Annotated in this window: 21 protein-coding genes; 10 read left to right on the forward strand and 11 right to left on the reverse strand. The window is 49.1% G+C overall.

The window, feature by feature from the left end; all coding sequences use genetic code 11:
* The first annotated feature begins 334 nt into the window (after window positions 1-334).
* Window positions 335-1,417: a BMP family lipoprotein gene (locus tag D889_RS0112735; protein ID WP_026039116.1), complete on the forward strand. Its 1,083-nt coding sequence runs from the start codon at window positions 335-337 to the stop codon at window positions 1,415-1,417.
* Between the two features lie 114 nt (window positions 1,418-1,531).
* Entirely contained in the window at window positions 1,532-2,470 is a 939-nt protein-coding gene (locus D889_RS0112740) for a nucleoside hydrolase (protein WP_010632432.1), read from the forward strand.
* Here D889_RS0112740 and D889_RS0112745 read toward each other — a convergent pair.
* Together D889_RS0112745 and D889_RS0112750 are read right to left on the reverse strand one after the other, a co-directional pair.
* The gene (locus D889_RS0112745) at window positions 2,467-3,015 is read right to left on the reverse strand and encodes a phosphoribosyltransferase family protein (RefSeq protein ID WP_010632431.1); all 549 of its coding nucleotides are present in this window, start codon (window positions 3,013-3,015) and stop codon (window positions 2,467-2,469) included. The two genes, D889_RS0112740 and D889_RS0112745, sit on opposite strands and share 4 nt — an antisense overlap.
* A gap of 31 nt (window positions 3,016-3,046) precedes the next feature.
* Window positions 3,047-4,630: an APC family permease gene (locus D889_RS0112750; protein WP_010632430.1), complete on the reverse strand. Its 1,584-nt coding sequence runs from the start codon at window positions 4,628-4,630 to the stop codon at window positions 3,047-3,049.
* 185 nt (window positions 4,631-4,815) lie between these two features.
* Between D889_RS0112750 and D889_RS0112755 the strand changes: the two genes are divergently transcribed.
* Window positions 4,816-6,384: a class I adenylate-forming enzyme family protein gene (locus D889_RS0112755; protein WP_010632429.1), complete on the forward strand. Its 1,569-nt coding sequence runs from the start codon at window positions 4,816-4,818 to the stop codon at window positions 6,382-6,384.
* Window positions 6,385-6,856: 472 nt separating this feature from the next.
* Here D889_RS0112755 and D889_RS15780 read toward each other — a convergent pair whose 3' ends face one another.
* From D889_RS15780 to D889_RS0112780, 4 genes are all read right to left on the reverse strand, one after another.
* A complete protein-coding gene (locus D889_RS15780; protein WP_202948140.1) occupies window positions 6,857-7,054 on the reverse strand; it encodes a hypothetical protein in 198 nt (65 codons plus the stop codon).
* A 27-nt stretch (window positions 7,055-7,081) separates the two neighbouring features.
* Window positions 7,082-8,164, reverse strand: coding sequence for a plasmid pRiA4b ORF-3 family protein (locus D889_RS0112770; RefSeq protein WP_010632427.1), 1,083 nt, complete (start codon window positions 8,162-8,164; stop codon window positions 7,082-7,084).
* A 176-nt stretch (window positions 8,165-8,340) separates the two neighbouring features.
* A complete protein-coding gene (locus D889_RS0112775; protein WP_010632426.1) occupies window positions 8,341-9,039 on the reverse strand; it encodes a fructose-6-phosphate aldolase in 699 nt (232 codons plus the stop codon).
* Between the two features lie 197 nt (window positions 9,040-9,236).
* Window positions 9,237-10,184 carry a sugar-binding transcriptional regulator gene (locus D889_RS0112780; RefSeq protein WP_010632425.1) on the reverse strand — a complete coding sequence of 316 codons (948 nt, stop codon included), beginning with the start codon at window positions 10,182-10,184 and terminating at the stop codon, window positions 9,237-9,239.
* A gap of 235 nt (window positions 10,185-10,419) precedes the next feature.
* Here D889_RS0112780 and D889_RS0112785 point away from each other — a divergent pair, with 235 nt between their 5' ends.
* Genes D889_RS0112785 through D889_RS0112795 form a run of 3 tightly spaced genes read left to right on the forward strand, consistent with a single transcriptional unit; the run spans window position 10,420 to window position 12,328 of the window.
* Window positions 10,420-10,890, forward strand: coding sequence for a PTS sugar transporter subunit IIA (locus tag D889_RS0112785; protein ID WP_010632424.1), 471 nt, complete (start codon window positions 10,420-10,422; stop codon window positions 10,888-10,890).
* On the forward strand, window positions 10,887-11,210 hold the full coding sequence (locus D889_RS0112790; protein ID WP_010632423.1) for a PTS fructose-like transporter subunit IIB: 324 nt from the start codon (window positions 10,887-10,889) through the stop codon (window positions 11,208-11,210). The genes D889_RS0112785 and D889_RS0112790 overlap by 4 nt, the downstream gene beginning before the upstream one ends.
* An 11-nt stretch (window positions 11,211-11,221) precedes the next feature.
* On the forward strand, window positions 11,222-12,328 hold the full coding sequence (locus D889_RS0112795; protein ID WP_010632422.1) for a PTS fructose transporter subunit EIIC: 1,107 nt from the start codon (window positions 11,222-11,224) through the stop codon (window positions 12,326-12,328).
* Between the two features lie 135 nt (window positions 12,329-12,463).
* Here the strand turns inward: D889_RS0112795 and D889_RS0112800 are convergent, their stop codons facing one another.
* The gene (locus tag D889_RS0112800) at window positions 12,464-13,231 is read right to left on the reverse strand and encodes a DeoR/GlpR family DNA-binding transcription regulator (protein WP_010632421.1); all 768 of its coding nucleotides are present in this window, start codon (window positions 13,229-13,231) and stop codon (window positions 12,464-12,466) included.
* Window positions 13,232-13,411: 180 nt separating this feature from the next.
* Here D889_RS0112800 and D889_RS0112805 point away from each other — a divergent pair, with 180 nt between their 5' ends.
* Both D889_RS0112805 and D889_RS0112810 read left to right on the forward strand, forming a co-directional pair.
* Window positions 13,412-15,763, forward strand: a complete 2,352-nt coding sequence (locus tag D889_RS0112805) for a formate C-acetyltransferase (protein WP_010632420.1) — start codon at window positions 13,412-13,414, stop codon at window positions 15,761-15,763.
* Window positions 15,764-15,777: 14 nt separating this feature from the next.
* Window positions 15,778-16,560, forward strand: a complete 783-nt coding sequence (locus tag D889_RS0112810) for a glycyl-radical enzyme activating protein (protein WP_010632419.1) — start codon at window positions 15,778-15,780, stop codon at window positions 16,558-16,560.
* Between the two features lie 76 nt (window positions 16,561-16,636).
* Here the strand turns inward: D889_RS0112810 and D889_RS0112815 are convergent, their stop codons facing one another.
* Together D889_RS0112815 and D889_RS15015 are read right to left on the reverse strand one after the other, a co-directional pair.
* Window positions 16,637-17,482 (reverse strand): MurR/RpiR family transcriptional regulator, encoded by an 846-nt coding sequence (locus D889_RS0112815; RefSeq protein WP_010632418.1) that lies wholly within the window; start codon window positions 17,480-17,482, stop codon window positions 16,637-16,639.
* Window positions 17,466-18,488, reverse strand: a complete 1,023-nt coding sequence (locus D889_RS15015; protein WP_033403979.1) for a Gfo/Idh/MocA family protein — start codon at window positions 18,486-18,488, stop codon at window positions 17,466-17,468. Before D889_RS15015 ends, D889_RS0112815 begins: the two co-directional genes overlap by 17 nt.
* A gap of 434 nt (window positions 18,489-18,922) precedes the next feature.
* Between D889_RS15015 and D889_RS0112825 the strand changes: the two genes are divergently transcribed.
* Window positions 18,923-19,330 carry a hypothetical protein gene (locus tag D889_RS0112825; RefSeq protein ID WP_010632416.1) on the forward strand — a complete coding sequence of 136 codons (408 nt, stop codon included), beginning with the start codon at window positions 18,923-18,925 and terminating at the stop codon, window positions 19,328-19,330.
* Between the two features lie 409 nt (window positions 19,331-19,739).
* Here the strand turns inward: D889_RS0112825 and D889_RS0112830 are convergent, their stop codons facing one another.
* A complete protein-coding gene (locus tag D889_RS0112830; protein ID WP_010632415.1) occupies window positions 19,740-22,448 on the reverse strand; it encodes an MBL fold metallo-hydrolase in 2,709 nt (902 codons plus the stop codon).
* Between the two features lie 202 nt (window positions 22,449-22,650).
* Here D889_RS0112830 and D889_RS0112835 point away from each other — a divergent pair, with 202 nt between their 5' ends.
* A complete protein-coding gene (locus tag D889_RS0112835) occupies window positions 22,651-23,718 on the forward strand; it encodes a tartrate dehydrogenase (RefSeq protein WP_010632414.1) in 1,068 nt (355 codons plus the stop codon).
* Window positions 23,719-23,892: 174 nt separating this feature from the next.
* Here the strand turns inward: D889_RS0112835 and D889_RS0112840 are convergent, their stop codons facing one another.
* Complete coding sequence (locus D889_RS0112840; protein WP_018962381.1) at window positions 23,893-26,196, reverse strand: glycoside hydrolase family 65 protein; 2,304 nt, start codon at window positions 26,194-26,196, stop codon at window positions 23,893-23,895.
* Window position 26,197: the final 1 nt, after the last annotated feature.

The following is a 26,197-nucleotide window of genomic DNA, read 5'->3' on the forward strand; positions in this document are numbered from 1 at the left end:
GCCTGTTATGGACAATGTTCTGATCAAGCCCGCCGCACTCATCGTGGTCGGCTGGCTGTTCGTTTTCGTCCTGATTCACAGCGGGCTGCGACAAATCATGGCGATCCAGAGCAGTCCCCACCAAGGTGATTCGTCAAAAGCGGCCATGTGAGCGATAACTTTTTTTCGATTTGGAATAAAAAAGCATGCTGTTTCGAGTGAGCAAAAAAGGCGAACACTAGCGATTCATATAATCTAATTGTTCGCTTTTTTGGTAAAGTGCTCTATCTTTTTCCTCAATAATAGGATATAGTATCCCTATAAATGAATGTTACAACTGACAAGGGGTTGATTCGTGTTGAGGAAATTGACCGTCCTGATCACGTTTGTAGTGATCATGGCAGCAATTCTTTCTGGCTGTGGAAACAGTGCAAGTTCATCTGGAAGTTCGAAGGAAAAACTCTTCAAGGTCGCTATGGTTACCGGAATTGGCGGCGTTGATGACAAATCATTTAATCAGTCTTCCTGGGAAGGGCTGGAACGCTTCGCCAAAGATAACCATCTCAAGACCGGTTCTGACGTAAAATACCTCGAATCCACACAGCCGAGTGATTTTGCACCAAACCTAAATCAGCTGGTCGTACAAAAATATAACCTGATTGTGGCGATTGGTTTCCAGATGCAACTGGATCTTCAGAAGATTGCCCAGCAGCATCCGTACCAGAACTTCGCTCTGATTGACAGTGTCGCAGTAGACAAGAACAATAAGCCGCTAATAAATGTAGCCAGTCTGACTTTTAAAGAACAGCAGGGGTCTTTCCTTGTTGGTGTTGTCGCCGGACTGACAACCAGGACCAATAAGGTCGGTTTTATCGGCGGTGTTAATTCAGCACTGATCAAGAAGTTTGAAAGCGGGTTTAAGGCCGGGGTCAAGACCGTCAATCCTAAAGCTCAAATCTACACACAATATGCCGGCAGCTTTGTTTCGCCGGATAAGGGACGCAACATTGCCGCAACCTTATACAGCAAAGGCGCCGACATCATTTATGCCTCTGCCGGAGATACGGGAAACGGCGTTTTCACCGAAGCTAAATCCCGGGCCAAGAGCGGCAAGAAGGTATGGGTCATCGGCGTCGACAGAGATCAATATGATCAGGGACTGCCGCAGAACGTCACCCTAACTTCGATGGTGAAACGTGTCGATCAGGCAATTGATGACGCTTCAACCAAAGCTAAGTCAGGCAAATTCCCCGGTGGTAAAGTTCTCGAGTACGGCCTTGCCGAAAAAGGCGTCGGTATCGCTCCGACAACTAAGAATGTTAAGCCGTCCGTGCTTGCTAAAGTGAAGCAGTATCAAAAGAAGATCATTGACGGAAGCATCGTCGTTCCGACCACGGATAAAGAATATCAGACTTATGCCGCTTCTCTAACCAAATAAATCAGCTACCTAAATACTATGAAAAGGCGATGGAAATGAAGAGAGCGGTCTTCATCCATCGTCTTTTTGTTAAAGCATTACCATAACAGTCATTAAAACAGGAGCGTGCTTGCCATGAACAAGAAATCCATATATTTTCTACATGATGCCGATGTTGACGACCTGGTATCACTGTTTCTGCTGACGCAAATGGAACACGTCACGCTGAGCGGTGTTTCCGTCATCCCGGCCGACGGCTATCTGACACCCGGAACCGAAGCCAGCCGTAAAATCATCGACCGATTTAGCCGGCAACAAATTGAGGTTGCCCGTTCCAGTTCACGTGGAATGAATCCCTTTCCCAGGGAATGGCGGATGCGCTCTTTCTATATCAACGCCCTCCCCATTCTGAATGAATCCGGGAAGATGGATACACCTGTGAGTCCGTTGCCCGCACACAAACACCTGATTCAGGCAGTACATCATGCCGATCAGCCCATAACATTACTTTGCACAGGTCCGCTCTCAGATATTGCCCGTGCCCTGGATGAGGCTCCGGACATTGAAGAAAAGATTGAACAATTAATCTGGATGGGTGGCACTTTAAATCCGGTCGGCAATGTCCTTGAACCTGAACACGACGGTTCTGCCGAATGGAACGCATTCTGGGACCCTGAAGCCGTCGCCCGTGTCTGGCAGAGCCGTCTGAATATAAAGATGGTGGCACTTGAAAGCACCAATCAGGTTCCGCTGACCATCCCGATCCGCAATCAATGGGCCAGGCTGCGCGAATACATCGGTCTTGACTTTATCGGGCAGTGCTATGCCTCCGTCCCGCCGCTGGTCCATTTTGAAACGAACGCGACTTATTATCTCTGGGATGTGCTCACCACGATAGTAGCCGGCTTCCCGGATCTCGTTCAGACGAAACAAGTTCGGACCAAGGTTCATGTAGAAAAACCCAGTCAGGGAAAAATAGAAACCGCAGAGGATGGCCGCCCGGTCGAGATTGTTTACGACGTGGACCGGGATGCCTTCTTTTCATCGATCATCGATCTGGCCGAAAGGGCTTAATCTCCGTTCACTGGAAAGACCGGTAGTTTTTCAAGATAAATAATGTCCTGGCGATCGGCGGCCTTGCCTTCCGCCAATAGTGCAGCCTTGCCTGCGATGATCCCGCCGGCTTGCTTCACAAGCTTTTCCATCGCCTGAAGCGATTCGCCGGTACTGATCACATCGTCAACAATGAGAATACGCTTTCCCTTAATCTGTTCACTTTCTGATTTGTCCAGGCACAAAATTTGTTTCTTTTGCGTCGTAATTGAGTGAACTTCAGTAACAAAAGGCTCGGCCATATATGGTTTGATGCTTTTTCTGGCAACGAAATAACGACGCTTACCAAGTACTCGTGACAGTTCCTGAACAAGAGGAATCCCCTTAGCTTCCGCTGTAAGCAGATAATCTGCCTCCGGAAGCTTTTTCTTTAATTCCTGAGCGGCATGAACCACCAGTTCTGCATCTCCAAGAATCACAAAACTGGCAATTTCGATCGAATCGGAAATCCGGATCAACGGCAGCTTCCGTTCCAAATCAGCCACTTTCAATGGATAAAAACGCATGGGGCATCCAACCTCTTCTATGTGAATTTTATTAACCCGGACTTTTTTCTGTTTCTTCCGATGCTTTGTCGAGCACGGCTTTCGGCAGGCAGGAAAAGAGTGCCCAGTAATAAGCAATCAGGGAAACAATAACGATGGCCAGCACATCCCATGGCTGAGTGAGCAGATGGTTCCCGCCAAATGTACCGAAGAAAGAAACGACCATCAAACCGATGTAATAAAAGATCAGCCAGAGCGAAGATTTAATCTGCTGCCGGAATCCGACCTGATCCTTCGGGACAATTTTCCGGCAAAGCAAGTAGACCAGATACATCAGAATCTGCGATCCGAGCAGCCAGGAAATCGTCGTCCAGCCCGTCCAATAGGCGACAAGCGAAGCGATGATAAACGATATCGGCCCGATGACCGGCATCCCTCTGAGGTAGAATGGCCGTTCCAGCCCGACAGCGTTCCGTCTCAGTGCCGCCGCGGAAATCGGCGCGATGGCGTAGCTCAGGATCAGTGCCGCCGAAACGACATTGACCATCACCTGCCAGGACGGGAAAGGCAGTGTCCAAAAAACACAGAAAGCGAAAGAGAGCCAAAGCGCCGGCCGCGGAACACCCGACTTTTTATCGATCCGCGTAAATAGCCTGAACAATGTCCCGCTCTTTGCCCAGGCGTAAACCACCCGCGGAGAAGAGGACATGAAAATGTTTCCTGCTCCGGCCGGTGAAATAATGGCATCCATCACAATGATCACCGCAAACCATCCGAATCCGAGCATCAATGCAATGTCTCTGAATGGAAGACGGAACTGATCCGAGATGCCGCCCCACCCCGATGTCAGTGTACGGGTGGGAACAGAACCAACGAAGGCCGACTGCAGGAGAATATAGATGATTGTCGACAGAACGGCCGACAAAATCAGAGCGAGCGGAATCGTCCTTTTGGGATTTCTCGTCTCGCTGGCAACAGACAGAATCGGCGTCAGGCCCAGATAGGCAAACATGACCCCGCCGGTCGATATCGCCTTCTGAACGCCTGAAAAACCGAATGGCGCAAATCCATCAACTGTGAAATTGCCCGGTTTGATCTGCGAGAAAAGAATGAGAATCGTCAGTGTCGGGACAATCCATTTAAAAAGCGTGATCACCGTATTAGACTTGGCAAAAATCCGGACACTCCAGTAATTTAAAGAAAAGAAAATGACCAGAAGCAGAAGCTGGAACAGCCAGCCGGATACCGTCGGAAGCGTCGAATTTTTCTGCGTGAATCCGGGGATCCACGCAGCCAGATACTGCCGCGCCGCTTCAACCTCAATCGACGAAAGACTGGTGAAGGCAACAAGATTCATAAACCCCATCAGATAGCCGATGATTGGTCCGTGCGAATAGACCGGAAAACGGACGATCGCGCCGGCTCGCGGCAGCGCCGCACCCAGTTCGGCGAACACCAGCCCAAGCAGAAGGATGGCGATGCCCCCGATCACCCACGACAGAATACCTGCCGGCCCGGCAATCGTTGCGACCTGGCTCGATGCAAACAGCCATCCGGAACCAAACATCGATCCCAGACCGATAAAGGTCAGATCAGATAGCGAGATTTCTTGCTTGAATTTTCCTTGCTTTGACATGAAGCGTCGCCTTTCTCTTATAATATCGATTTTTAATGATTAAGAACAATTTACCAAAAAAAGCGGCTGATTGGCAAATCGATTGGGTGTTCTGAAGGATTGTCTCGCTTGCCTGTTGCCTCAAACCATCCTATCATTTTAACCAGAGGAGAAATGTAACCGTTTTAAGAGGAGGGGCTGGCAAAATGACTGAGGATACGATGACACTAAGCGCGCTGCTTCATCACCAGGCTGATGTTTTCTCTGAAAAGACGCTGTTCTACTACCAGAACAGATCTTTTTCCTATGGCCAGGTGGATGAGCAGGCATCCCATGTTGCCGCGGCATTAAAACGTCTTGGCGTGAAAAAAAGCGACCGGATCCTTGTCGGACTGGATAATACGCCAGAGGAACTGGTCGCCTTTGCAGCGGTTGCCCGACTCGGCGCCTTATATATTCCTGTGTATACCGCTTTTCAGGTGCCGGAAATTGCCTACTTCTTGCATGATTCTCAGGCCGTGGCAGTGATCGGATCTCCTGATTGGATCGAAAAAGTCAAAAAGTGCGATACGGCAAACAGGCTGAAATGGGTGATTCAGATGGGCGGTACGGTGGATACATCCGTAATTGCCTGGAACGAATTGATCCAGGAGCCTGATCGCTGGTCGGAAACGGTAGCCGGAGACGATCCACTCGCCATTTACTATACTTCCGGAACGACCGGTCATCCTAAAGGCGCTGTACTGCTGAATCAGCGTTTTCTCCATAATGCGTTTCGACTTAAGGATCAGTGGCATTATACTCACGATGATGTGTCCGTCAACACGCTGTCCTACACACATATTTTCGCGCCGATATGCGAGTGGTTTCCATTAATGGCCTGTGGGGGCCGTTTTGTGCTTCGCAACCGCTTCAGCCCTCGCGGTGTCCTTGACGATATCCGCAACTATCAGGCAACATTTCTCTGCGGTGTCCCGTCGATGTATCGATTAATATTGGACGAGCTGATGCGGAAACGGACCGAGCAATCTTTTGCATCGATGCGCTTCGCGCTGGTCGGCGGTGCCCCGATGCCGGTTCCGCTGCAGCAGGAGATAGAAACGATCATGGGCATCCCTTTTGTCCAGGGCTATGGCCAGACCGAAAGCGGGCCGGTCGTGTCGATCGAACTGCTTGACCGCCCGGACGGAAAACATCCCGGGACATGCGGGACGAACAAAATGTTTGAGGATGTGCAGCTCCGGGTCATCGATCAGCGGGGAAAAAATGTGCCTCCCGGTGAAGTCGGCGAATTGCTCGTTCACAGTCCGGACATCATGGCCGGCTACTGGAACCGCCCGGAAATAACAAAGAAAACCATCCGTGACGGTTGGCTGCATACCGGCGATCTCGCCCGTACAGACAGCGACGGCTATTATTATCTTGTTGATCGAAAAAAAGATCTAATCATCACCGGCGGCCAGAATGTCTACCCGGCAGAAGTCGAAAAAGTGCTCGATCACCTGTCCGCAATCAAAGACGCGGCAGTGATCGGTCTGCCGGACCCGGTTCGCGGCGAATCCGTCGCAGCCTATATCTCTTTGAAAGAAGACGCGATACTGACCGAGCAGCAAGTGAAAAATTACTGCAAAAATAATCTGGCTGAGTTCAAACGGCCGCGGCAGATTCATTTTATCAAAAGTTTGCCGAAAACCGTATCCGGCAAGATTCGAAAAGGCCTGCTTAAAGCTCAGATACTGGACAGCCCGCCCGGTATCATCCGGAAATCTGAGTAATTTGGAAAGTTCGGAGCGAGTTCAGTGCAATTCGGTGCGAGTTTCCGTGGTTTCGGTGCGACTTGGGAACGATTAGGTGCAACCTTCCGTGATTTCGGAGCGTCTTGGGCCTGTTTCGGAGCGTCTTGGGCCTGTTTCGGAGCGTCTTCATCTTTCCTGCTCCCCAGACAAAAAGTAATCCCCGCCTGTCCTAGCGCGGGGAAAGAGTGGGGGGATTGTCAGAGTCATGAGTACCTCTGACAGGAGATTTGTCGTATCATGACTTAAATACCCGAATTTTATCTTTCGAAACATAATTAAACCGCCAAACTGTTTACTTCTTCATTCTGGTAAAAACAAGGCCGAAATGATAGGGCGGCAGGGCCACTTTTTTTTAGGAGAAGAAGTCCGGACTGTGCCATTGAAATATCCCCGCACAGAAGATCAATATTCTTCAGGTGCTGCGTCTGGATTTTTTTCTCGCAGGCGTCAATCATTTTCGGATCAATATCAATACCAGCAGCCCTCCCGCCGGAATAAGAAACGTGCCGTAACCGCAGCCGATGTCTACCAGTGTGCGTACTTTTTGATCAACACCGAGCTGCTGTAGAATTTTTACTGGTCTGAAAAAGGTATCCCATAACGCTTCATCCGGCATTCCGGATTCCCTGTACTTCAACTTCCAGGTCACTTCTTTACCAGCATTTTGATTCCCGGTTCACAGAACATATTTAAGTTGATTGTTCACCATTTGCAGATTAAAATTCGCGGATAAATTGTTACCACTCCACTCGGCCATTGTCTGATATTCCGGGTGATGAGGATACGCCATGACTTCAAGATAATATTCATAACCGGGTTCACCGCCGACATCTTCCGGCGGCGTGGTACCTTCCCCGGCGAGACATTCCGGATCAATTTTCGGATAATCTTTATCTATAGATTCAACCATTATTTCATGCTCCCAGTTGTCGCCAAAATCATAGATATAAGTGATTCGTGTGCCGGGAGAAACATATTCTGACAAAAGGTGATCTGTTTCCATAGACATCGGCACATTTCCCGGGAAATCAAAGGATTCATCATCACAGACCAGATTGACGATGGCTCGGTTTCCTTTATAAACAGTAAAATCGTGCAAATGACTGTCTGTCCAGCCAAACACCGTCTGTAATAGTTCATGAAACTGTTCAAAATTAATATCCACCGGAATAACAAGCCGTCGCCAGATTTTATGGTTTCTAAGCTTGAGCGTCACTTTCATCGTTGCCGCCGAACATCGGAAAATCGGCGATCCAGCCAAGCCTTCAAGTTGTTCATACAGTTTTTTTGAAGGATAATAATAATCACCTTTCCCATCGCCGACAAACTCTTTAGCGGCCTTCCGGCTGACAAGGCTCTGGATCATTTGTTCAGGATCCATTTTGTTCATAAAAATCGAGGCATTTACGCAAATTTGAGTGAGCTGCGCGACCCTTTTTCGATTCTTTGTTTTCGTAAAAATACAATGCGGTGAGCTGCCGAGGTACTGCTGGATCACCTCTGGTTTCATTCGTGCATCAGACCAGACCTGACGAATTGCTTCAATAATATGAGTTTCCAGATGACTGAAATCTCCAGCTTTTAACCCATAAAGAATGATGGGATAACGACTTGCATCATTCATCAGAACAACTGTTTTTCGCCGGTTGATCGTCAACAGATTGGCGTGCCAGGAAAACAGCGGCTGTTCCTCACCCGCGATCGGCTCCGGTTGCCGTTTCATCTGATCCAGTAATTTTTTCGTGCATTGAATGAACATAAGCGTAACCCTTTCGTGTCGCACAAGTGAATTCAGTATACGGCCTGTCCCAAGTTTACATGAAAATAGGGGTGAACTACAATAAAGAGCAGCCGGATGGCCCGCACTTGAGACATGTGCTGACGTTCTGGCTGCTTCTGGATCTGGCAGCGCTTACTATTAACCTGGAATTAAATTCAGACCGGGATGTCCTGCTTCAGTGTATAGATTTTTTCTCCCGCGCCATATACGGATTCCCAGTCTGAGGTGAAATCATCAACTGCTTTCTTGATTGCCGGCATACCCAGGGCATTGGCAAGAATGTCTGCGCTCATTGTTGCTGCCTGGGATCCGGCTTCAAAAGCACTGTTTACCTGGCCCACATTTTTGAAACTTGCCGCAAGAATCTTTGTGTGGCTGTGCTGACGCTCAATGGCTCTGGCAAATTCCGAAATGACTGCTCTGGCATCGATATTCATATTTTCCATCCGGTTAAAATAGGGCGCAATATAGTCGGCGCCGGCTTCAATCGCCAGATAGCCCTGGAATTTTGTATAAATTGCCGTGGCCGTGACATGGACCTGCTCACGTTTCAGCTGCTTTATCGCTGCCAGGCCGGCTTCCGTAACCGGAACTTTGATGAACACATTTCGGTCAATATGGTCCAGAATGGCATGTGCATCTTTAAGGATGCCTTCTGTATCGCCAGCAACGACCTGAACATGGAGAGAAGCTTCCGGCCCGATTAATGAACGAACGGCATTCAAATGTTGAAAAAGGTCGACTTTCCCTTCCTTTTTAATAATTGATGGATTCGAGGTCACGCCTGCCAGCGGAATGATATCCACATACTTTTTGATTGACGCCAGATGAACCGTATCCAAAAGAAATTCCATGACTTACACCCCTTTTTTAAGTCCATGCACATATGTGATTTTTCTTAATCTCCTTTGCTAACAAGTAAATGATAGCACATATCTGTCTGAATCAAGGTTGCCGTCTTCTTCCTTTATGGTCTCCGGTTCTAAGAAGCGTTGATAGAGCGGCATTTATGAATATAAAAGCGGATACAAATTGCACATTAGTGCAGCTCCTATTCAAGTATCTTCCGAGCTGTTTCATCATCTGTGATCAGTGTGTTCATCATGCCCGTTTTCATAAAAGCACGAATGGACGGTGCTTTCGCCGCTGAACGCGCGACACCAATTGAGTGCGGTACGTTTTTCAACAGCTCCGGATCGATGCCGATGGTCCGGTTATACAAGCCTTCCTTGATCAGGCGCCCGTCTGAATCAAAGAAGCGGCAGCAGCAGTCGCCGATCGCATGATGATGGCTCAGGCTGTGCTGATCTGCTTGGGTCAGAAAATCACGCCAGATGCTGGTGTGACTTTCAATGCCCAGCGGTCCGCCGATGCCGAACACGGCGATATCCAGGTGATTCCACAGCTCATAGAATTTCTGAAAACCCTGAGATTTCGTGATACCGTCACGTAATAATTTCGAATCCTGAATGGCTCCGGCATTAATGAAGATGCATTCGCCGCCAAAATACTTGGACAGGTCATAAATAATCGCATTCACATGAAAGCGTGCGTTGACGTGGCTCGGCCCGCCGACCAGCGGAACAAAGGTCGCACCTGTCTGCTTATTCCCTTTAAGCTTACCGATCAGACCGGCCAGCGTCTCCCCCCAGCTGAACCCCACAGTTTGTTGCCCGTTGATTAAATGCTTCAGATAATAAGCTGCTTCCTCTGCCAGTTTGTCTGCTTTTTCCGTTTCTGTGTCTTCGGAACGCGTCGGTACCACAACGACATCACGCATTTTGAAACGTTTCTGCAATCGGCTTTCCAATTCAAAAATATCCGGATTAAAATCGTGAATCTGAATATCGACAATGCCTTCGGAACGTGCCTTCTTCAACATTCTGCTGATGGTCGTCCGGTAGATGTTCAGTTCATTGGAAATTTCAGTCTGGGTCGCCCCTTTGATGTAATAGAGATAAGCGACCTTAGTCAGAAGCTTCTTCTTATCTTCCTCCATAATTTTCCCTCCGAGTTGCACGATTGTGTCATATATAATCTGCTTATGTTCATTAAAACGCCTTTGTTAAGCCATTTTTGATGAATTAGCTTGTTTAAATGTGCTACAAATGTCTTTCCATTTAAACATAAGCCTTTATACTGAAGATGTCGAGAAGAAAGAATCATGGTGAAATTAACTGTAAACGTTTTCATTTTAACCACTTTCATTAATTTAAAAATAGGGAGGTTCTCCAATGAACGTCATTAGCGAAAAGTTAATTAACCTGGATATTGTTGCCCACTCGAAACAGGAAGCTGTTAATAAGCTTGGCAGTCTGCTGAGAGATAGTGGAAGATTAAATGATTTTGACGCTTACATTAACAATGTCATAGAACGGGAGAAACTGGCAACAACGGGTATCGGCTTTGGCATCGCTATTCCCCATGGAAAAACAGATGCCGTCAATGTAGTATCTGTTGCAATTGGCAGATTAGTTGAACCTCTTGAATGGAACTCGTTGGATGGAGAAAAAGTTCAAATGATCTTTCTTCTCGCTGTTCCTGAAAAGAGTAAAGGCGATGAGCACTTGCGCATTCTTTCCGAGCTCTCGCGAAAATTGATTCATAAAGATTTTCGTGAACGGCTTTTCCAGGCTGAAAACAGTTCTGAGGTAATCAGCCTTATTGGTGAAACTCTTAACAAAACTTTGGAGGCGGTAATATGAAAGTCATCGGCGTTACAGCTTGCCCATCCGGGGTAGCACACACTTATATGGCAGCTGAAAGTCTTCAGGAAGCATGTAAGGAAAACGGCGTATCAGTGCATATCGAAACCCAAGGATCAATTGGCATCGAAAATGAGTTAAAACCAATTGAAATTAGAGAAGCAGATGTAGTGATCCTGACAAACGACATTGGTATAAAAAATGAAAACCGTTTCAAAGGAAAACCAGTTCTTCGAATCAGTACCAGCGAGTGTATCCAAAAAGGTTCAATCATAATCAAAAAGTTAGCAGCTAAGTTTTCAACAATAAATGCGAATTGAGGCGATAATCGATGAACGACTTTAAAAAATTAATGGCCGGAATGCGAAAGCATTTGATGACAGGTGTTTCGTATATGATCCCATTCGTTGTTGCAGGAGGCGTCTTGCTTGCTCTAAGTGTTCTTCTTTCCGGCAAGTCGGCTGTTCCTTCTGCTGGTTCTCTCGGACAGCTCGCACTCATTGGCAAAGCAGGCCTTTCATTGATGGTTCCTATTCTCTCGGGATACATTGCATTTTCAATGGCTGATCGTCCAGGTATTGCTCCGGGTGTGATCGGTGGACTACTGGCAAGTCAAATAGGAGCAGGCTTCATAGGCGGACTGATTTCCGGTATTCTTTCAGGAATTGTCGTCTTTTATCTGAAAAAGATTCGTGTCCCGTCCGCATTAAAGTCGATCATGCCGATCTTGATTATCCCGTTATTTGGTACATTTATCATCGGCAGTATCATGGTTTATGTGATCGGCAGTCCAATATCTTCAGTAATGGCAGCAATGACACACTGGCTTCAGGGGCTGGGAACGGGCAATCTCGCCATCCTTGGTATTATCTTAGGTGCTATGATAGCTTTTGACATGGGTGGCCCGGTTAATAAGGTGGCATTCAGCTTCGGAGCCGCACTGGTTGGAACCATTAATCCAGCGACTGGACTTCCTAGTGCCACAGCGATGTCAATCATGGCCGGAATTGGTGTAGCAATCTGCATCCCTCCACTGGCAATGGGTACCGCGACACTGATTTCAAGGAATAAATTTACCGTAGAAGAACGTGAAGCAGGAAAACCGGCTCTCGTGATGGGACTTGTCGGGATTACAGAAGGAGCGATACCGTTTGCTGCTTCCGATCCATTGAGAGTGATTCCAAGCAATATGATTGGTTCTGCAATCGGAGCCAGTCTGGCCATGGTCTTTGGTGCTGGAAATCCTGCACCTTGGGGCGGTTGGATCGTTACCCTTGTCTCAAGCCATCCATTTTTCTACATCCTTGCTTCTTTAATTGGTGTTGCAGTAACCACAACAATGATTCTTTTACTGAAAAAAAAGGTCGTTAGTCGAACGGAAAAGTCAGAAATTAATCATGACGATGAGGATTTTGATCTTGATCTGAAAATTATGTAATCCATGTAACCATATTAGAAACATCAGGAACTGACACCGCGGGATCTTCCTGAAAGCTGAAAAAGAGAGTGCTTCAAAGCCAAAAATGAAGCTTGAAGCAGTCTCTTTTTATCGTTCATCAACAGGCAGTATGTTTTATTCTGCTATGATGACTTGTGTCATACTCCTGAGTTCGCGGAGTGCATCCTCAGGAGCTTCTCTATCCGTGATCACATAGTCGATGGCCTCCCAGTCAGCCACTTTAACAAATGAGCTCCGGGAAAATTTTGAGTGATCAATCAGAACCACTTTCAGCCGGCATTGATCGAGCATCGTCCGCTTCATTTCCGCATCCGCAAGACTTGAGGAGCACATCCCGTTACGGTCCAGGATCCCGCTTGACCCGAAAAAGCCGATATCCAGCTGTATATTGTGCATCAGCCCTCCTGCCGCTTCCCCCTGGAACGACATATCGGCCGGCTGATATTTGCCGCCGATACAGTAGAATTCGTTCGTCCCATGGATCAATTCAAGGATGGATGTTAATGAACGGGTTATCACAACTTTGTTTCGATACTGATTCAGTTCATGCGCCAGCAATGCGACAGTGCTGCCCTGATCGAGTCCGATGATGCAGCGGTCTTCAGGAATGAAAGCAAGCGCCCGCTTGACAATTTTCTGCTTGTCTTTGAGAAAAGTCGTGGTCCGCTGCATGACCGGTTCGATAAAATCAGACCGGTCGCTTACCGCACCGCCATAGACCGTGCGCAAGATGCCCTGCCCTTCAAGGTACTTTAAGTCCTTGCGTATCGTTTCATCTGAAACATGAAAGAGATCCGTCAGCCGATTCACTTTGACTTTACTTTGTTCCGCAAGCATGCGGGCAATCTGATCGCGCCGCTGCTGGATTTCTGCTGCTTTCACTGTCTGCCGATACTCCATTCTGATTCATGTTCTGATCCAGGTAAAATCAACGAAATCAATGAAATAGTTTGCACTTATGTGCTATATCGTTATTATAGCACATAAATTCCAAGTTTTTCATTGATTGTTCCCGGCAAACCCTTATACTTAGGATAGAAACAGTAAAGGAGTGTTTCACTAATGGTAGGAATGAAAACGATTACAGAACATAAGCCGTCCTTTTTGACCGTACGAAAAACCAGCCGGATTGATGAAATGAAAGCCAATCTGTTTAAGCAAAAGCGACGTATTTCTCTGGAACGTGCCCTACTGTTCACAGCCAGCGACAAAGAAACGGAAGGCCAGCCGCAGATCATTCGCCGGGCGAAAGCAACCGCATATATTCTTGACCATGTTGCGATCAGTATCCGCCCAGGTGAATTGCTCGCAGGAAACAGGACGATCGCGCCGAGAAGCGGCATCCTGTCTCCGGAAATGGATCCTTACTGGATTATGGAGGAAATCGACACCATCCACAATCGCCCACAGGATGCTTTTGAATTCACTGAAGAAGATAAGAAGATTTACCGCGATCAGCTGCTCCCCTATTGGTCCGGACGTTCGATGAAAGATTTTATCAATGGAAAAATCACTTCCGATGCCAAAAAAGCCGTAGACGACCGGGTGATCAAACTCAATCAGACCGACAAGGGGCAGGGCCATATTATCATGGACTTCGCATCAATTCTGAACCATGGGATTAGCTTCTATCAAAAGCAGCTAGAGGCTAAACGGCAGCAATATCCGGACAATCTTTTTTACCAGGCCGGACAGCTGATCTACGCCGCTATGTCCCGCCATTTTCTCCGTTACGCTGAAAAGGCACATGACCTGGCGCTGCAGCCGGGTGTGACCGAGTCCAGAAAAATCGAATTGAACGAGATGGCGGCGATGTGCCGGCGGCTCAGCACCCAGGCACCGCAAACCTTTTATGAAGCGCTGCAGCTTCTGTGGATGACCAGCATTGTCGGGCAGTATGAATCCAATGCTTCCTCGCTCTCACTGGGACGCATGGATCAATATCTGTACCCATTTTATGACGCATCCGTTCAAGCAGGCGTTCCCTCATCTTTTCTGCGGGAAGTGCTCGGCGATTTCTACATCAAGACCAATGATGTCGTGCTCTTGCGCAGCCGTGAAAGTGCCAAATGTTTCGCTGGATTCCCGACCGGCTATACGGTTGCCTTGGGCGGTCTGGACAAATACGGGCAGCCGTCTGTCAACGAGTTGTCCTATGAGATGCTGGACCTTTACCAGCAGATCCGGCTGCCGCAGCCCAATCTGTCTGTACGCATCAACGAACTGATCCCGAGAAGCTTTCTCGTCAAAACCTGCGAGACAATCCGGCTCGGCACCGGCATTCCGCAGATTTTCAATGATGAAGTCATCATCCCCGGTTTCCTGAGCAAGGGCGTTTCCCTGGATGATGCACGCGACTATGCAGTGGTCGGCTGCGTGGAAACAACCATTCCCGGCCGGACATACGGCCTTCACGACATTGCCCTGTTCAACTTGCTTCGCGTCATGGAGATCTGCTTGTATGAACTGCGCGACCGCAAGCACCTGACCTATGGCCAGCTGACGCACTATCTGTTTGGCCGAATTGATGATTATGTTAAGGCGGTCACGGCGGGTTCCGACATCGTCGACCTCGCCCACAAGGAATTTGCTCCGATCCCGTTCCTGTCCACCTTGATTCAAGATTGCATTGAAAACGGTCAGGACGTCACATCCGGAGGAGCCCGTTACAACTTTTCAGGAGTACAGGGTATCGGTGAAGCGAACTTAAGCGATTCACTCTATGTGATTAAAAAAATTGTTTTTGAAAATCACGAAATGACACTCGGTGAACTTGTAGATGCACTGGAAGCCGATTTTGAAGGCAAGTATGCGCCTCTGCGTGCGCATTTCATTTCTGATTTTGGTAAATACGGCAACGACAATCCGGAAATTGATCAGATCGCCGCGAAAATTTTCCGGCATTTCGCCTGCGAACTGGATAAATACCGGAATATCCGCGGCGGCGTCTTCAACGCCGGGGCCTATACCGTTTCCGCCCATATTCCGCTTGGTGAAGATGTCGGTGCCACCCCGGACGGCCGAAAAGCACAGGAACAGCTTGCCGACGGCGGACTGTCGCCAATGGTCGGCCGCGATAAGCTCGGCCCGACCGCCGTTCTGAAATCCGTCAGCAAAATCGACAACATGCTCGCCGTCAACGGCAGTCTGCTCAACCTCAAGTTTCAGCCGTCCGCTTTGAACGGAACAGCCGGCATCAATAAGTTTGCCGATTTCCTGATGGCATTCACAAAGCTGAAAATCCGTCATGTCCAGTTCAACGTGCAGTCGCGTGAAACGCTCCTTGACGCGCAGAAGCATCCGGAAAAATATACCGGATTAATTGTCCGTGTCGCTGGCTACTCCGCGTTTTTCATCGATCTGAATAAGAAGATACAGGACGATATCATTGCCCGCTGCGAACATGTTCTGTAAAGAAGGTCTGCTTTATGACAAAAGGTCTGGTTTTCACTATCCAGCGCTACTCCATTCACGATGGAACCGGCATCCGTACGATGGTCTTTCTCATGGGCTGCCCGCTTCACTGTCCGTGGTGTTCCAACCCAGAATCTCAGGGGACGGTCCAGCCGAAAGTATGGATGAAAAATAAGAAACCGGAGACCCTCGGCCGCTGGATGTCGGTCGAAGAAGTCATCCGCGAAGTGGAGAAAGATGAAATTTTTTACCGTACATCCGGCGGCGGTCTGACGCTGTCCGGCGGCGAAGTGCTGATGCAGGCCGATTTCGCTTCCGAACTGCTCCGGGCTGCTAAAGAACTGGGGATCAGTACGGCCATCGAAACAGCCGGATCACTGCCCCTGCATCAGTTTGAAAAAGTGCTTCCGTATGCTGACCAAATCCTGTTCGATCTGAAGATTATGGATTCTGCACGTGCATTAGCGATTATCGGCGACAAAATGTCCCTGATCAAAACGAATTTTGAAGCCGCATTGCGCACGAAAACCGTGCAACTCATTCCAAGAGTCCCGCTGATTCCCGGATACACAGTCCGGCAGGAAAATCTGGAACAGATCCGCGATTATCTGAAGGAACAGGGGATTCATGAACTTCATATTTTGCCCTTCCATCAGTTCGGCAGCCAGAAATACGAGGATCTGGATCAGGCGTATGCGCTCAAGAATACACCGTTACTGAAAAAAGAGGACGTGGAACAGATCAGGGAATTTTTTGAACACAGTGCGCTGAACGTCGTCGTCAGCGGTCTCGCCTGAGGAGATTCAATACACGAAAAAAGGAGCCTGGAATGCGCTGGGTCGGCACATTTCAGGCTCCTTTTATTCCTTCTGTTCAGATCTTGTTCGATGCGATCAGCAATTCATGCTTCTGAATGTGCTTCTTCAGCTGCGGATCGTCCGCAATCAGCAGCATGAACAGCGCTTCAACAGCGGTCACCGCAGACACGCGGGAAAAGAAGTATTCCGACATAAAAATGGTGCCGCGGCTCGCCGTCACGATGTTATAATCCGCCAGTGCAGCCATTGGCGAATGGTCACTGTTCGTCAGCGTAATGACGGTCGCCTGATTTTTCCTGGCTGTATTGATCAGCTGGATCAGCCGGCGGGATTCACCGGAGTTGGAAATGACCATGACCACGTCGGAATCCGTCAGATTCAGCGTCTGTCCCATCGCTACTTCCCAGGAAGAAGCCGTAAAGGCCAGCCGTCCGATCTGGTTGAACTTAAAGCAGGCATCAAGCGCCACCGGGAACGTATTGCCCTCCGCCATCACCTGAATCAACCGGGACCCTTTTATAACACGAATGATCTGTTTCGTAGTCTCCGGGTCAAACCCCTCCAGCGTCGCCTCGATCTCATCCTTTTTATCGCCCATCAGTTTCTCCAGGGTTTTATCTTCGCTGTGCAGAGATTGATTATTCTGAGTCTCGTCATTGACGACCGAAACCTGGGCCAGCATGACTTTTAAATGATGAAACCCGTTCAGGCCGATCCGTTTACAGAAACGGGACACCGACGCCTCACTGATTTTGGCCCGCCCGGCAAGCTGTGAAATCGTCGCATTGATCACAAACTGCGGATCGTTGATGACCAGATCGACGATGCTCTTTTCCGATTTGGAAAACTTGCCCAGGTGTGAATAGATACGATTGACAAATGCCTTATAATTTGACTCCATATTTTTCTTCCTGTTCACTCTTTATCTGATCAAAGGGATACTTCATGCCCCATTGATTCCGTACATTGGTCAGGATATTCATCACGTCGAACGACAGAGCAAATTCGCCGTCGTCATGGCCCTGCTCGATATAGCGCTGCATATCCCTGACTTCATACTGCAGGGCAAGCGATTCATCACCGGCAGTGATCACATCATGGGTTTCCGTGTGCGCATCTTCGGTGTAAGTAATCGACGCCCTGGTTGCCCGCGGATAATTGCTGATTTCAATATATCCTCCGGTTCCGGAAATCACACCGCGTTTCGGCTGTTTTGCCCGCATTGACAGCGCCATCACCGCCAGCTGATCATCGAGATTTTTCAGAATGATCCCCGACTGTTCATCCACGCCGGTTTCAAAATAGTCGACCGTCGTCAGTACGCTGACCGGCTGCGACTTTAAGAAGGAACGGGCAAAAGCAGTGGCATAACCGCCGATGTCCAGCAGCGCGCCGCCGGCCAGATCCTTATTGAAGAAACGGTTCCGGACGTCGTAATCTTTCAGGCTGCCGAAGTTCACCTGAACCAGTTTGATCTGGCCAAGTTTTCCAGACTGGATCAGCCCTTTGATCTTTTTGTACAGCGGCATGTGCAGCAGTGTCAGGCCCTCAGTGACAATCAGCCCTTTTTCTTCCGCCAGTTTCCGGACATTGTTCAGCTGCTGCGCATTCACCGTGATCGCTTTTTCGGCGAACACGTGCTTGCCCGCCTCCAATGCCTTCATAATATAACCATAGTGGAAATTGTGCGGCGTGGCAATATAAATCACGTCAACATTCGGATCGTTGATCATTTCATCCGGATTCAGATATGAATGCTGAATGTGCTTTTCGCTGCTGAATGTGCGCAGCGCCTTTTCATTCACATCCGCCACCGCATAAATTTCTCCGTTAACACTGTTCAATGCATCTGCCATTTCATGTGCGATCCATCCAGTACCAATCATACCCCAGTTATACTTTGTCATCTTATTCATCCTCCTGATGTTTGATTTTTTACTCACCGGCAAAAAGGTTTGCGATGCAGAATCCATAAGAAGTGCTTCCATCCCCCTTTTTCCCTTTTAAAAATTGAACTAATTTCAATTAATTATTTATCTCTGAAACTAATTTTAATATATACACTCAGAGCCATTTTGTCAACGAAAAACAGTTGGTAAATGAAAACGGTTTTACCGGCTTCACAAAATTGCCACAGGTATGAAATCCAGTCAAAAAGAACACGTTGATCATGTGCTGCCCTTCGGCCTATACGAGAAGACATCCTTTGGAAACAGCACTGTTCCGGATCCAAACGGATCACAACCTGTAGTGCATGCGATCAAAAAAAATATATACGAGCCCGGCATTTCCAGATATAATATTTGTGTCAGGACAAATCCACGTAAGGAGGTGTGAAACGATGAATGACGAAGTGAAGCTAATCCTCACAGAAATGCAGCACGGGTTCGATAAAGTCAATCAGAGACTTGATAAGTTCGAAGTGAAATTCGAAGAAATCGACCGGAAGTTCGAAGCTATTGATCAGCGGTTTGGTGCAATTGAACGACGGCTCGACGCGATGGATCAGAAGTTCGAAGCCATTGATCAGCGGTTCGGTACGATGGATCAGAAGTTCAACGGTATTTATGAGCGACTGGATCGGCTTGAAAGTAAAGTTGACGCAATCCAGGATCAAGTTGTAAAAAAATCAGAAGCCATTACCGAACTGAACACAAAATTTGAACAGCATTCAAAGGTACTGACCACTCTTTCATTACGGTCAATTGTCCATGAAGGTGAAATCAGAAACCTGAAGCAAGCGCAATAATCAACATCCTCTTGTGTTTCCGAAGCAAGTATGCCCCCGAACACATCTTTAATGATTTTCCCAGATCGCATTGGACGAACATTACCCGGTATATTTAATAATTTGAGCGTTTACATGTATGCCCTGTCGATTCAGAGTCTGAATGCGGCAGGGCACATTTTATTTTCATCGTGAATGACCGAGTTTTGGTCCAAATCAGATAAAAAATTCTGCTGTTCAGGCACTTTTTCAGGAAAAATGAGCCGTTCATAAGTAAACCTGGCAAATCAGGGTTACAAAAACGATACTTTTTTGAATAGCAGCAACACATAGATCAGCCGAAATAGTGAATTTTCAACATGGGCATGCTGATTCTGCTGAGCTTCAGCCTAAATTTTTCCGCGAACCGTGTATCCACGGCCTCCAGTACCTATCGCATATCAATAATCAACCGATAGCCGGTCAGCTGTTCGATGGTATCGCAAATCTGCTGCAGTTCTGCTGCGGGTGGCTGTTCTGGAAGCCGGACGGAGAGTTCGGCCTGAGCGGTATGCAGCGATGGGTTTTTCGTCATGCCCCAGGATGCCGGGATTTTCTCCGAAGCGATCCGAATGATTTCGTTCTGCTTCGGATTCCGGGCATAAGTGACCGGACGGCCGATCCGGTAGGACAGCTCTTCCAGATCCGATTCGTGACGCCGGGCGACTTCAGGCGTAATGAAGTGGACCTCCATATAAGTCTTTCCACCCGTCTGCTTCAGGCTCGCTTTGTAGAGCGTGATTCCGCGGTCTTTGGCCCAGCGGCCGGTCTCGCGGATCGCTTCATTATTTTCCATAACCGGTGACGGCGTTTTCGCCTGATAAAAGGGATCCTGGCCAGCCGATGGTGCTGCCGCTTCGCTGTCACTTTTGAAGACGACGGTAAATCCGGTTTCTTTGCGGATTCGCTCGATCTTGTCCGCCGCATGCTCCGGGCGGGCGATCGGGAGACCAGCCGTCCGCGATTCCAGATAAATCGACGGCGAGCCGCTCGTACCGAACTGTTCATTAATCAAAGCCTGAAGCAGATCAATGCGAACGGATTCAGAAATAACCGCAGTCCATCCGGTTTCCGACAGGATACGCTCCCTTAATCGTTTCCGTTCATCTGAACCGATAACGGCGGGAAAATCAAAGTAAAGCGTGATCTGTTCACGCCCGTCCGACGAATCAACGCCGCAGCGCAGAAAATGCCTGTTGGCCGCGAACAGTGTACGGACCTGATCCATCGCCAGCGCTTTATTCATCTTCATCCCCTGGATCGGCAGCGCCAGCTGCGACAGCTTTGTTAAATTTTCATGGTTGAGCCGATAACGAACGCATGATCCATCTCGCTCGATGGATGCAGCAGATAAACTCTGAAGAGCCAAAGCCAGGGTAATCCGCAGTTTCAGATCATCCTCCGGCAGGCAGAGACCGGCGATCTTCTCAAAAGTGTACGTCCCCTCCGCCACATCGTCCCAGCGGATTTTTTCCAGAAAAGGACGCGAAAAACGAAGCACTTTATCAGCTGATTCTTTCAGCTCATCGAATGATCGGTTCCAGCCGCCAAGCGTTTCGGTGACCTGTTCGGCAACGAGGCGGATCATCTTCCCTTTCGGTGTCCGGCAGACAAACGACCGGGTCTTTCGGTGCAGACCGACACACAGCGCTATTTTCAGCTCATCCTGAACGTCTTCACGGTAAAGAAGAACCTTGCCGACCCTGTCATCCGCGCCATGCGGCTGCTCCATCTGTACTCCGGCCGGCCTTCCCGGCTCCCTTTCAAACGTATACGTCTCCATATTTTCCGACAGCATCGGCCGGTTGCGGCGGTCAATCCGCTCCTGAAGTGCCACGCGGGCATCATCGTCACCATGGACGATTAGTGTTCGGGACGGCCGGACCATCGCGACAAACCGGGTCAGCTCGCCGGCATCGGCGTGCGCGGACAGACCGTATTTACCGACACGGCAGCGGACGGGGTGCAGCGTACCATTGAGCTCAAGCTCCCTGCTCTGACCTTCCGCGAGACTGAGCAGTTTGCGCCCTGGACTCTCTTCATCCTGATAACCGGTAATGAAAATAGCGTTCTTATCTCCGGAAACCAGCCGTTCGGCATACCAGACGCTGGCGCCGCCGATCAGCATACCGGAAGAAGCAACGATGCAAGCGGGTTTCCCCCTTAGAACGTTTTCCCGGTCTTTCGGTTCAACAGCTGTGCATCTGCCTTCAGTCAGAAAAACGTCACCGTGCATCCGGATCCTCCGGGCAACCGGACCCTTGAGATACTGTGGATAACGGCGATAAATTTTACAGATTGGCGTCACGAGTCCGTCCACGTAAATCGGAAATTCGGGAATCAGCCCGCGGTCCATATAGTCCTGGAGGATCAGCAACACTTCCTGAGCCCGTCCGAGGGCGAACGCCGGAATCAGTGCAAAACCGCCTCCGGCAATCACTTCGGCCACGTTGTCCGCCAGCCGCTTTTCCTCCGTATTCCGGTCCGAGTGTTCCCGGTTGCCGTATGTCGATTCAATCAGCATCGCATCCGGCCGTTCACCGGACGGCACTTCCGCCCCGGGAATCGTCCGCCCGGCATTAAAGCTTAGATCACCGCTGACGAGCAACTTTTCCCCGCCGCCTTCGAGAACAAACATCACTGCTCCGAGAATGTGGCCGGCACGGTGCAGCCTCACCGACAAGTCCCCAAACCGAATCGATCCGCTTGCAGGAAACAGGCGGACAGCGCGCAACGTTTCCTCCATTTGTTCCTTCGTATAGGGAATCAGCGTCCGCGTATCCTGGCAGCGCTGTTTCATAATCTTAAAAGAGTCGTGCATCATGATCTGCATCAGATCAGCAGTCGGCGGTGTGGCGAAAATCGGCACGTCCGGATAAATCCGGTGAATCACCGGCAATGCGCCGATATGATCGGCATGAGCATGGGTCACGAGAATGGCGGCCGGCTTGTCCAGCTGATCCAGCATTCCCGTCGCCGGCATGACATCATCCCCATGCACACGCATTCCGGCATCAACGATCAGGCTTGTCCCGCCGATCTGAATATAAGTGCAGGAAGCACCTATTTCATTGCCCCCGCCTAAAATAGTCACTTTCATTGATTCAATCCTTCCCCTTATCCTGGATCAGAATCCTTCACGTATTAAAATGATCCATTCTGCTATTTTTAATTGTACTACAAAATTAATAAACTCCTGTATGACGCAGCCGGGCAGGCAGGATTTCTCGCAGTAAACATCAAAGTATGTATATATGAAATCAGCAATGACACTTAACAACTGATCAGAAAGGGCGTGCGGGATGAAGAATCTAAAAGTCGCTGTGATCCCCGGGGACGGGATTGGAAAAGAAGTGGTTCCTGCTGCGATTCATGTACTCGATACGTTATGCCGCGTTCGCGGTGGGCTTAAATTTCAGTGGACCTGGCTTCCCTGGAGCTGCGACTATTATCTGGAGCATGGAGAAATGATGCCGGATGACGGGCTGGCATTTTTGAAAAAATTCGATGCCGTCTTCTTAGGTTCCGTCGGCGATCCGGCAAAAGTTCCGGATCACTTATCGCTTTGGGGGCTTCTGATCAACATCCGCCGCGGATTCGAACAAACCTTGAATATCCGGCCGGCAAAATATCTCGACGGCATTGCATCGCCGCTCGCTCATCCTGACAACTTTGATATTCTGTTCGTCAGGGAAAACAGTGAGGGTGAATACAGCGAAATCGGCGGCCGGATCTTTCGCGGAGACAATGAAATCGCCATTCAGAATGCCGTTTTTTCCCGAAGAGCGATAAAAAGAGCGATGCGCTACGCCTTCAAAGCGGCGGAATCGCGGAAAGGGCATGTCACTTCAGCAACGAAATCGAACGGCATCACGTACACCATGCCCTTCTGGGACGAAGTCTTTCATGAAGTCGCCGCAGAATTCCCCGATGTCCGGGCCGACCAGTTTCATATCGATGCCCTTTCCGCGAAACTTGTGATGCACCCTGAATTTTTCGATGTCATTGTCGCAAGCAACTTATTTGGGGACATTCTTACAGATCTGGGCGCCGCATTAATGGGAAGCATTGGTATCGCCCCTTCGGCAAACATCAACATGGCCGGCGAATTCCCATCGATGTTCGAACCCGTCCATGGCTCGGCACCGGATATCGCCGGAAAAAATCTGGCGAACCCGATCGGTCAGATATGGACTGCCAAAATGATGCTGGACCATTTCGGCGCGTTCGAGATGGGGAAGCTGCTGCTTGATGCGGTGCAGCATACCCTTGAGAAGGGTATAAAAACACCGGATATCGGCGGAAGAAATACTACGGACGAAGTAGCCAAAGCAATCCAGGACGAATTAAGCGGTCAGCATGAACTTTAAAGCTGCCATGGATCCGTGACCACCTCACCCCGGAAGGTCAACTTTGAGAACAAGCCGTCACTTTACAGGTCATTGAAAAAGTCTGGCTTCCCGATTAAGGAAGTCAGACGCTCCCATACCTGAAAAAATTTTGCCGTATCTGTACGCGTACCAGCAGGCTCAAAATAGCGTTCTTCATGAATCGTTCATCCCGTGCGACGCATTCGTTTTCACGGAATGCCGGCGCTCCAGCAGGACAGCCTTACCTAACACCTGAAGATGAATCGGCACTCCAGACAGCAGGAGCAGTTCAACCCGTTCCTGATTCACGGAAACCTGAATCCGCCGCCCGCGATAATTGACCTTGAACGTATAGGATGACCAGCCGTCGGGAAGATATGGGGCAAAGGCCAGTGTCTCATGAAACGTTCGCATCCCGCCGAATCCCTGGACGATCGCCAGCCAGCTTCCGGTCATCGACGTAATGTGGAGACCGTCGGACGTATCCTGATTATAATTATCCAGATCAAGCCGTGCCGTCCGTTTGTAAAGCTCGAGCGCTTTTGTTTTCTTTCCCAGTTCAGAAGCCAGGATCGAATGAACGCAGGGCGAGAGACTCGACTCATGCACCGTCATCGGCTCATAGAACGCAAAGTTCCGCTTTTTTTCTTCCATTGTAAACTGATCGCCGAAAAAATAAATGCCTTGAAGAACGTCGGCCTGTTTGATAAAACAGGAACGCAGGATCCGGTCCCACGACCAGTGCTGATTCAGCGGCCGTTCCTCCTCAGGAATGTCATCAGCCGGTTTTAATTCTTTGTCCAGAAACGTATCATGCTGAACAAAGATTTTAAGTGTGTCGTCATACGGCTCATACATATTGCCGGCGATCTCCCGCCAGTGATCCAGCTCCCCTTGCGTGAGACCGAGCGCCGCATATTTTTCTTCACTGACCAGGGGCATCACGCTGAGGGTATAGTTCAGTGTCCACGCGGCGATCCGGTTGGTATACCAGTTATTGTTCACATTATTTTCGTATTCGTTCGGACCGGTAACCCCGTGTATCATATACTGCTGTTTTCTTTCCGAGAAATGCACGCGGTCGGCCCAGAAGCGGCAGATACCGGTCAGGACATCGATGCCGTACTGATTAATATACGATTTGTCACCGGTATAATTCACATAGTTATAGATGGCATAGGCGATCGCGCCATTGCGATGGATCTCTTCAAAGGTGATTTCCCACTCATTATGGCATTCCACTCCGTTGAAGGTCACCATCGGATAGAGGGCCCCCTTAAGGCCCTGCATCCGGGCGTTATGACAGGCTTCCGGCAACTGATGATAGCGGTAGAGCAGCAGCTGGCGGGTCACGTTCGGATCGGCGACACCCAGATAAAATGGAACCGCATAAGCTTCTGTATCCCAGTAGGTCGCACCGCCATATTTCTCGCCCGTAAACCCTTTGGGACCGATGTTCAGCCTTGCGTCTTCCCCATAATAAGTGGAGAACAGCTGAAACAGATTGAAGCGGATCCCCTGCTGCGCCTCATCATCGCCTGTAATTGTTATATCCGCCTTTGCCCAGCGTCTTTTCCAGGCTGCACGGTGCTCATTTTTCAATTCATCATAACCACTGGCAATGGCCTGCCCGAGTAATTCCTTCGATTTTCCGGCAAGCTGCGCTGCCTCATAATCCCTGCTTGTGGTTAATGCAACGAATTTATCCACGGATACTGTCTTACCGGGTTCAATGCGGGATTCGAGAACTTTGGCCACATACAGCTTACTGTCTTCGGCTGAAACGGAAACGGCTCCATCCGTCTGCAGTCCCATCGCGGCGGTTGCATCGAAGACCGGCGTGCCAAAAGAGTTGTCGATCGTCCGGACAGCCAGCCCGGATTCCTGATTTTCAGAATAACGTCCGGTTTCCAGCCAGAACATCTCGTCATAATTTGCATCTTCATTATGCACGGAACCGTTCAGATAGGGCACCAGCCGGACAGACGCCACACCCGACTGTCCGGTGACCCGGAAACGGACGGCACAGATTTCCCGGTTAACGATACTCAGAAACCGTTCCGCCTCAACGCGGACCGTCACGCCTCGCTTTGTCACATCATAGGAATGGCGCAGCACCCCCTCCTTCATGTTCAGTTCAAGTTCATAATTTTCTAACGTATCCTGATACAAATCGACCTCTTCACCCTGAAGAAACAATTTGACGCCAATAATATTCATCGCATTGATGACTTTGCCAAAATAGTCCGGATAACCGTTTTTCCACCAGCCGACCCTTGTCTTATCCGGAAACCAGACACCAGCCAGATACGTTCCCTGATGATGATCCCCGGAATACGTTTCTTCAAAATTGCCGCGCATCCCCATGTATCCATTTCCAAGAGAAGTCAGACTTTCCTGAAGGCGCATCTGATCCCGATGCAATTGATTGGTCCGCAGCACCCAGGGATCGACCGCAAACAAACGGGTATGTGACATT

The sequence above is a fragment of the Sporolactobacillus vineae DSM 21990 = SL153 genome (genome assembly GCF_000377985.1).
GTDB lineage: Bacteria > Bacillota > Bacilli > Bacillales > Sporolactobacillaceae > Sporolactobacillus > Sporolactobacillus vineae.

Bases quoted from the DNA above. Each gene is read 5' to 3' on its own strand.
- D889_RS0112740 (WP_010632432.1), top strand. From the start codon at position 1,532: ATGAACAAGAAATCCATATATTTTCTACATGATGCCGATGTTGACGAC.
- D889_RS0112745 (WP_010632431.1), bottom strand. From the start codon at position 3,015: ATGCGTTTTTATCCATTGAAAGTGGCTGATTTGGAACGGAAGCTGCCG.
- D889_RS0112750 (WP_010632430.1), bottom strand. From the start codon at position 4,630: ATGTCAAAGCAAGGAAAATTCAAGCAAGAAATCTCGCTATCTGATCTG.
- D889_RS0112755 (WP_010632429.1), top strand. From the start codon at position 4,816: ATGACTGAGGATACGATGACACTAAGCGCGCTGCTTCATCACCAGGCT.
- D889_RS0112770 (WP_010632427.1), bottom strand. From the start codon at position 8,164: ATGTTCATTCAATGCACGAAAAAATTACTGGATCAGATGAAACGGCAA.
- D889_RS0112775 (WP_010632426.1), bottom strand. From the start codon at position 9,039: ATGGAATTTCTTTTGGATACGGTTCATCTGGCGTCAATCAAAAAGTAT.
- D889_RS0112780 (WP_010632425.1), bottom strand. From the start codon at position 10,184: ATGGAGGAAGATAAGAAGAAGCTTCTGACTAAGGTCGCTTATCTCTAT.
- D889_RS0112785 (WP_010632424.1), top strand. From the start codon at position 10,420: ATGAACGTCATTAGCGAAAAGTTAATTAACCTGGATATTGTTGCCCAC.
- D889_RS0112790 (WP_010632423.1), top strand. From the start codon at position 10,887: ATGAAAGTCATCGGCGTTACAGCTTGCCCATCCGGGGTAGCACACACT.
- D889_RS0112795 (WP_010632422.1), top strand. From the start codon at position 11,222: ATGAACGACTTTAAAAAATTAATGGCCGGAATGCGAAAGCATTTGATG.
- D889_RS0112805 (WP_010632420.1), top strand. From the start codon at position 13,412: ATGGTAGGAATGAAAACGATTACAGAACATAAGCCGTCCTTTTTGACC.
- D889_RS0112810 (WP_010632419.1), top strand. From the start codon at position 15,778: ATGACAAAAGGTCTGGTTTTCACTATCCAGCGCTACTCCATTCACGAT.
- D889_RS0112815 (WP_010632418.1), bottom strand. From the start codon at position 17,482: ATGGAGTCAAATTATAAGGCATTTGTCAATCGTATCTATTCACACCTG.
- D889_RS15015 (WP_033403979.1), bottom strand. From the start codon at position 18,488: ATGACAAAGTATAACTGGGGTATGATTGGTACTGGATGGATCGCACAT.
- D889_RS0112825 (WP_010632416.1), top strand. From the start codon at position 18,923: ATGAATGACGAAGTGAAGCTAATCCTCACAGAAATGCAGCACGGGTTC.
- D889_RS0112830 (WP_010632415.1), bottom strand. From the start codon at position 22,448: ATGAAAGTGACTATTTTAGGCGGGGGCAATGAAATAGGTGCTTCCTGC.
- D889_RS0112835 (WP_010632414.1), top strand. From the start codon at position 22,651: ATGAAGAATCTAAAAGTCGCTGTGATCCCCGGGGACGGGATTGGAAAA.
- D889_RS0112840 (WP_018962381.1), bottom strand. From the start codon at position 26,196: ATGTCACATACCCGTTTGTTTGCGGTCGATCCCTGGGTGCTGCGGACC.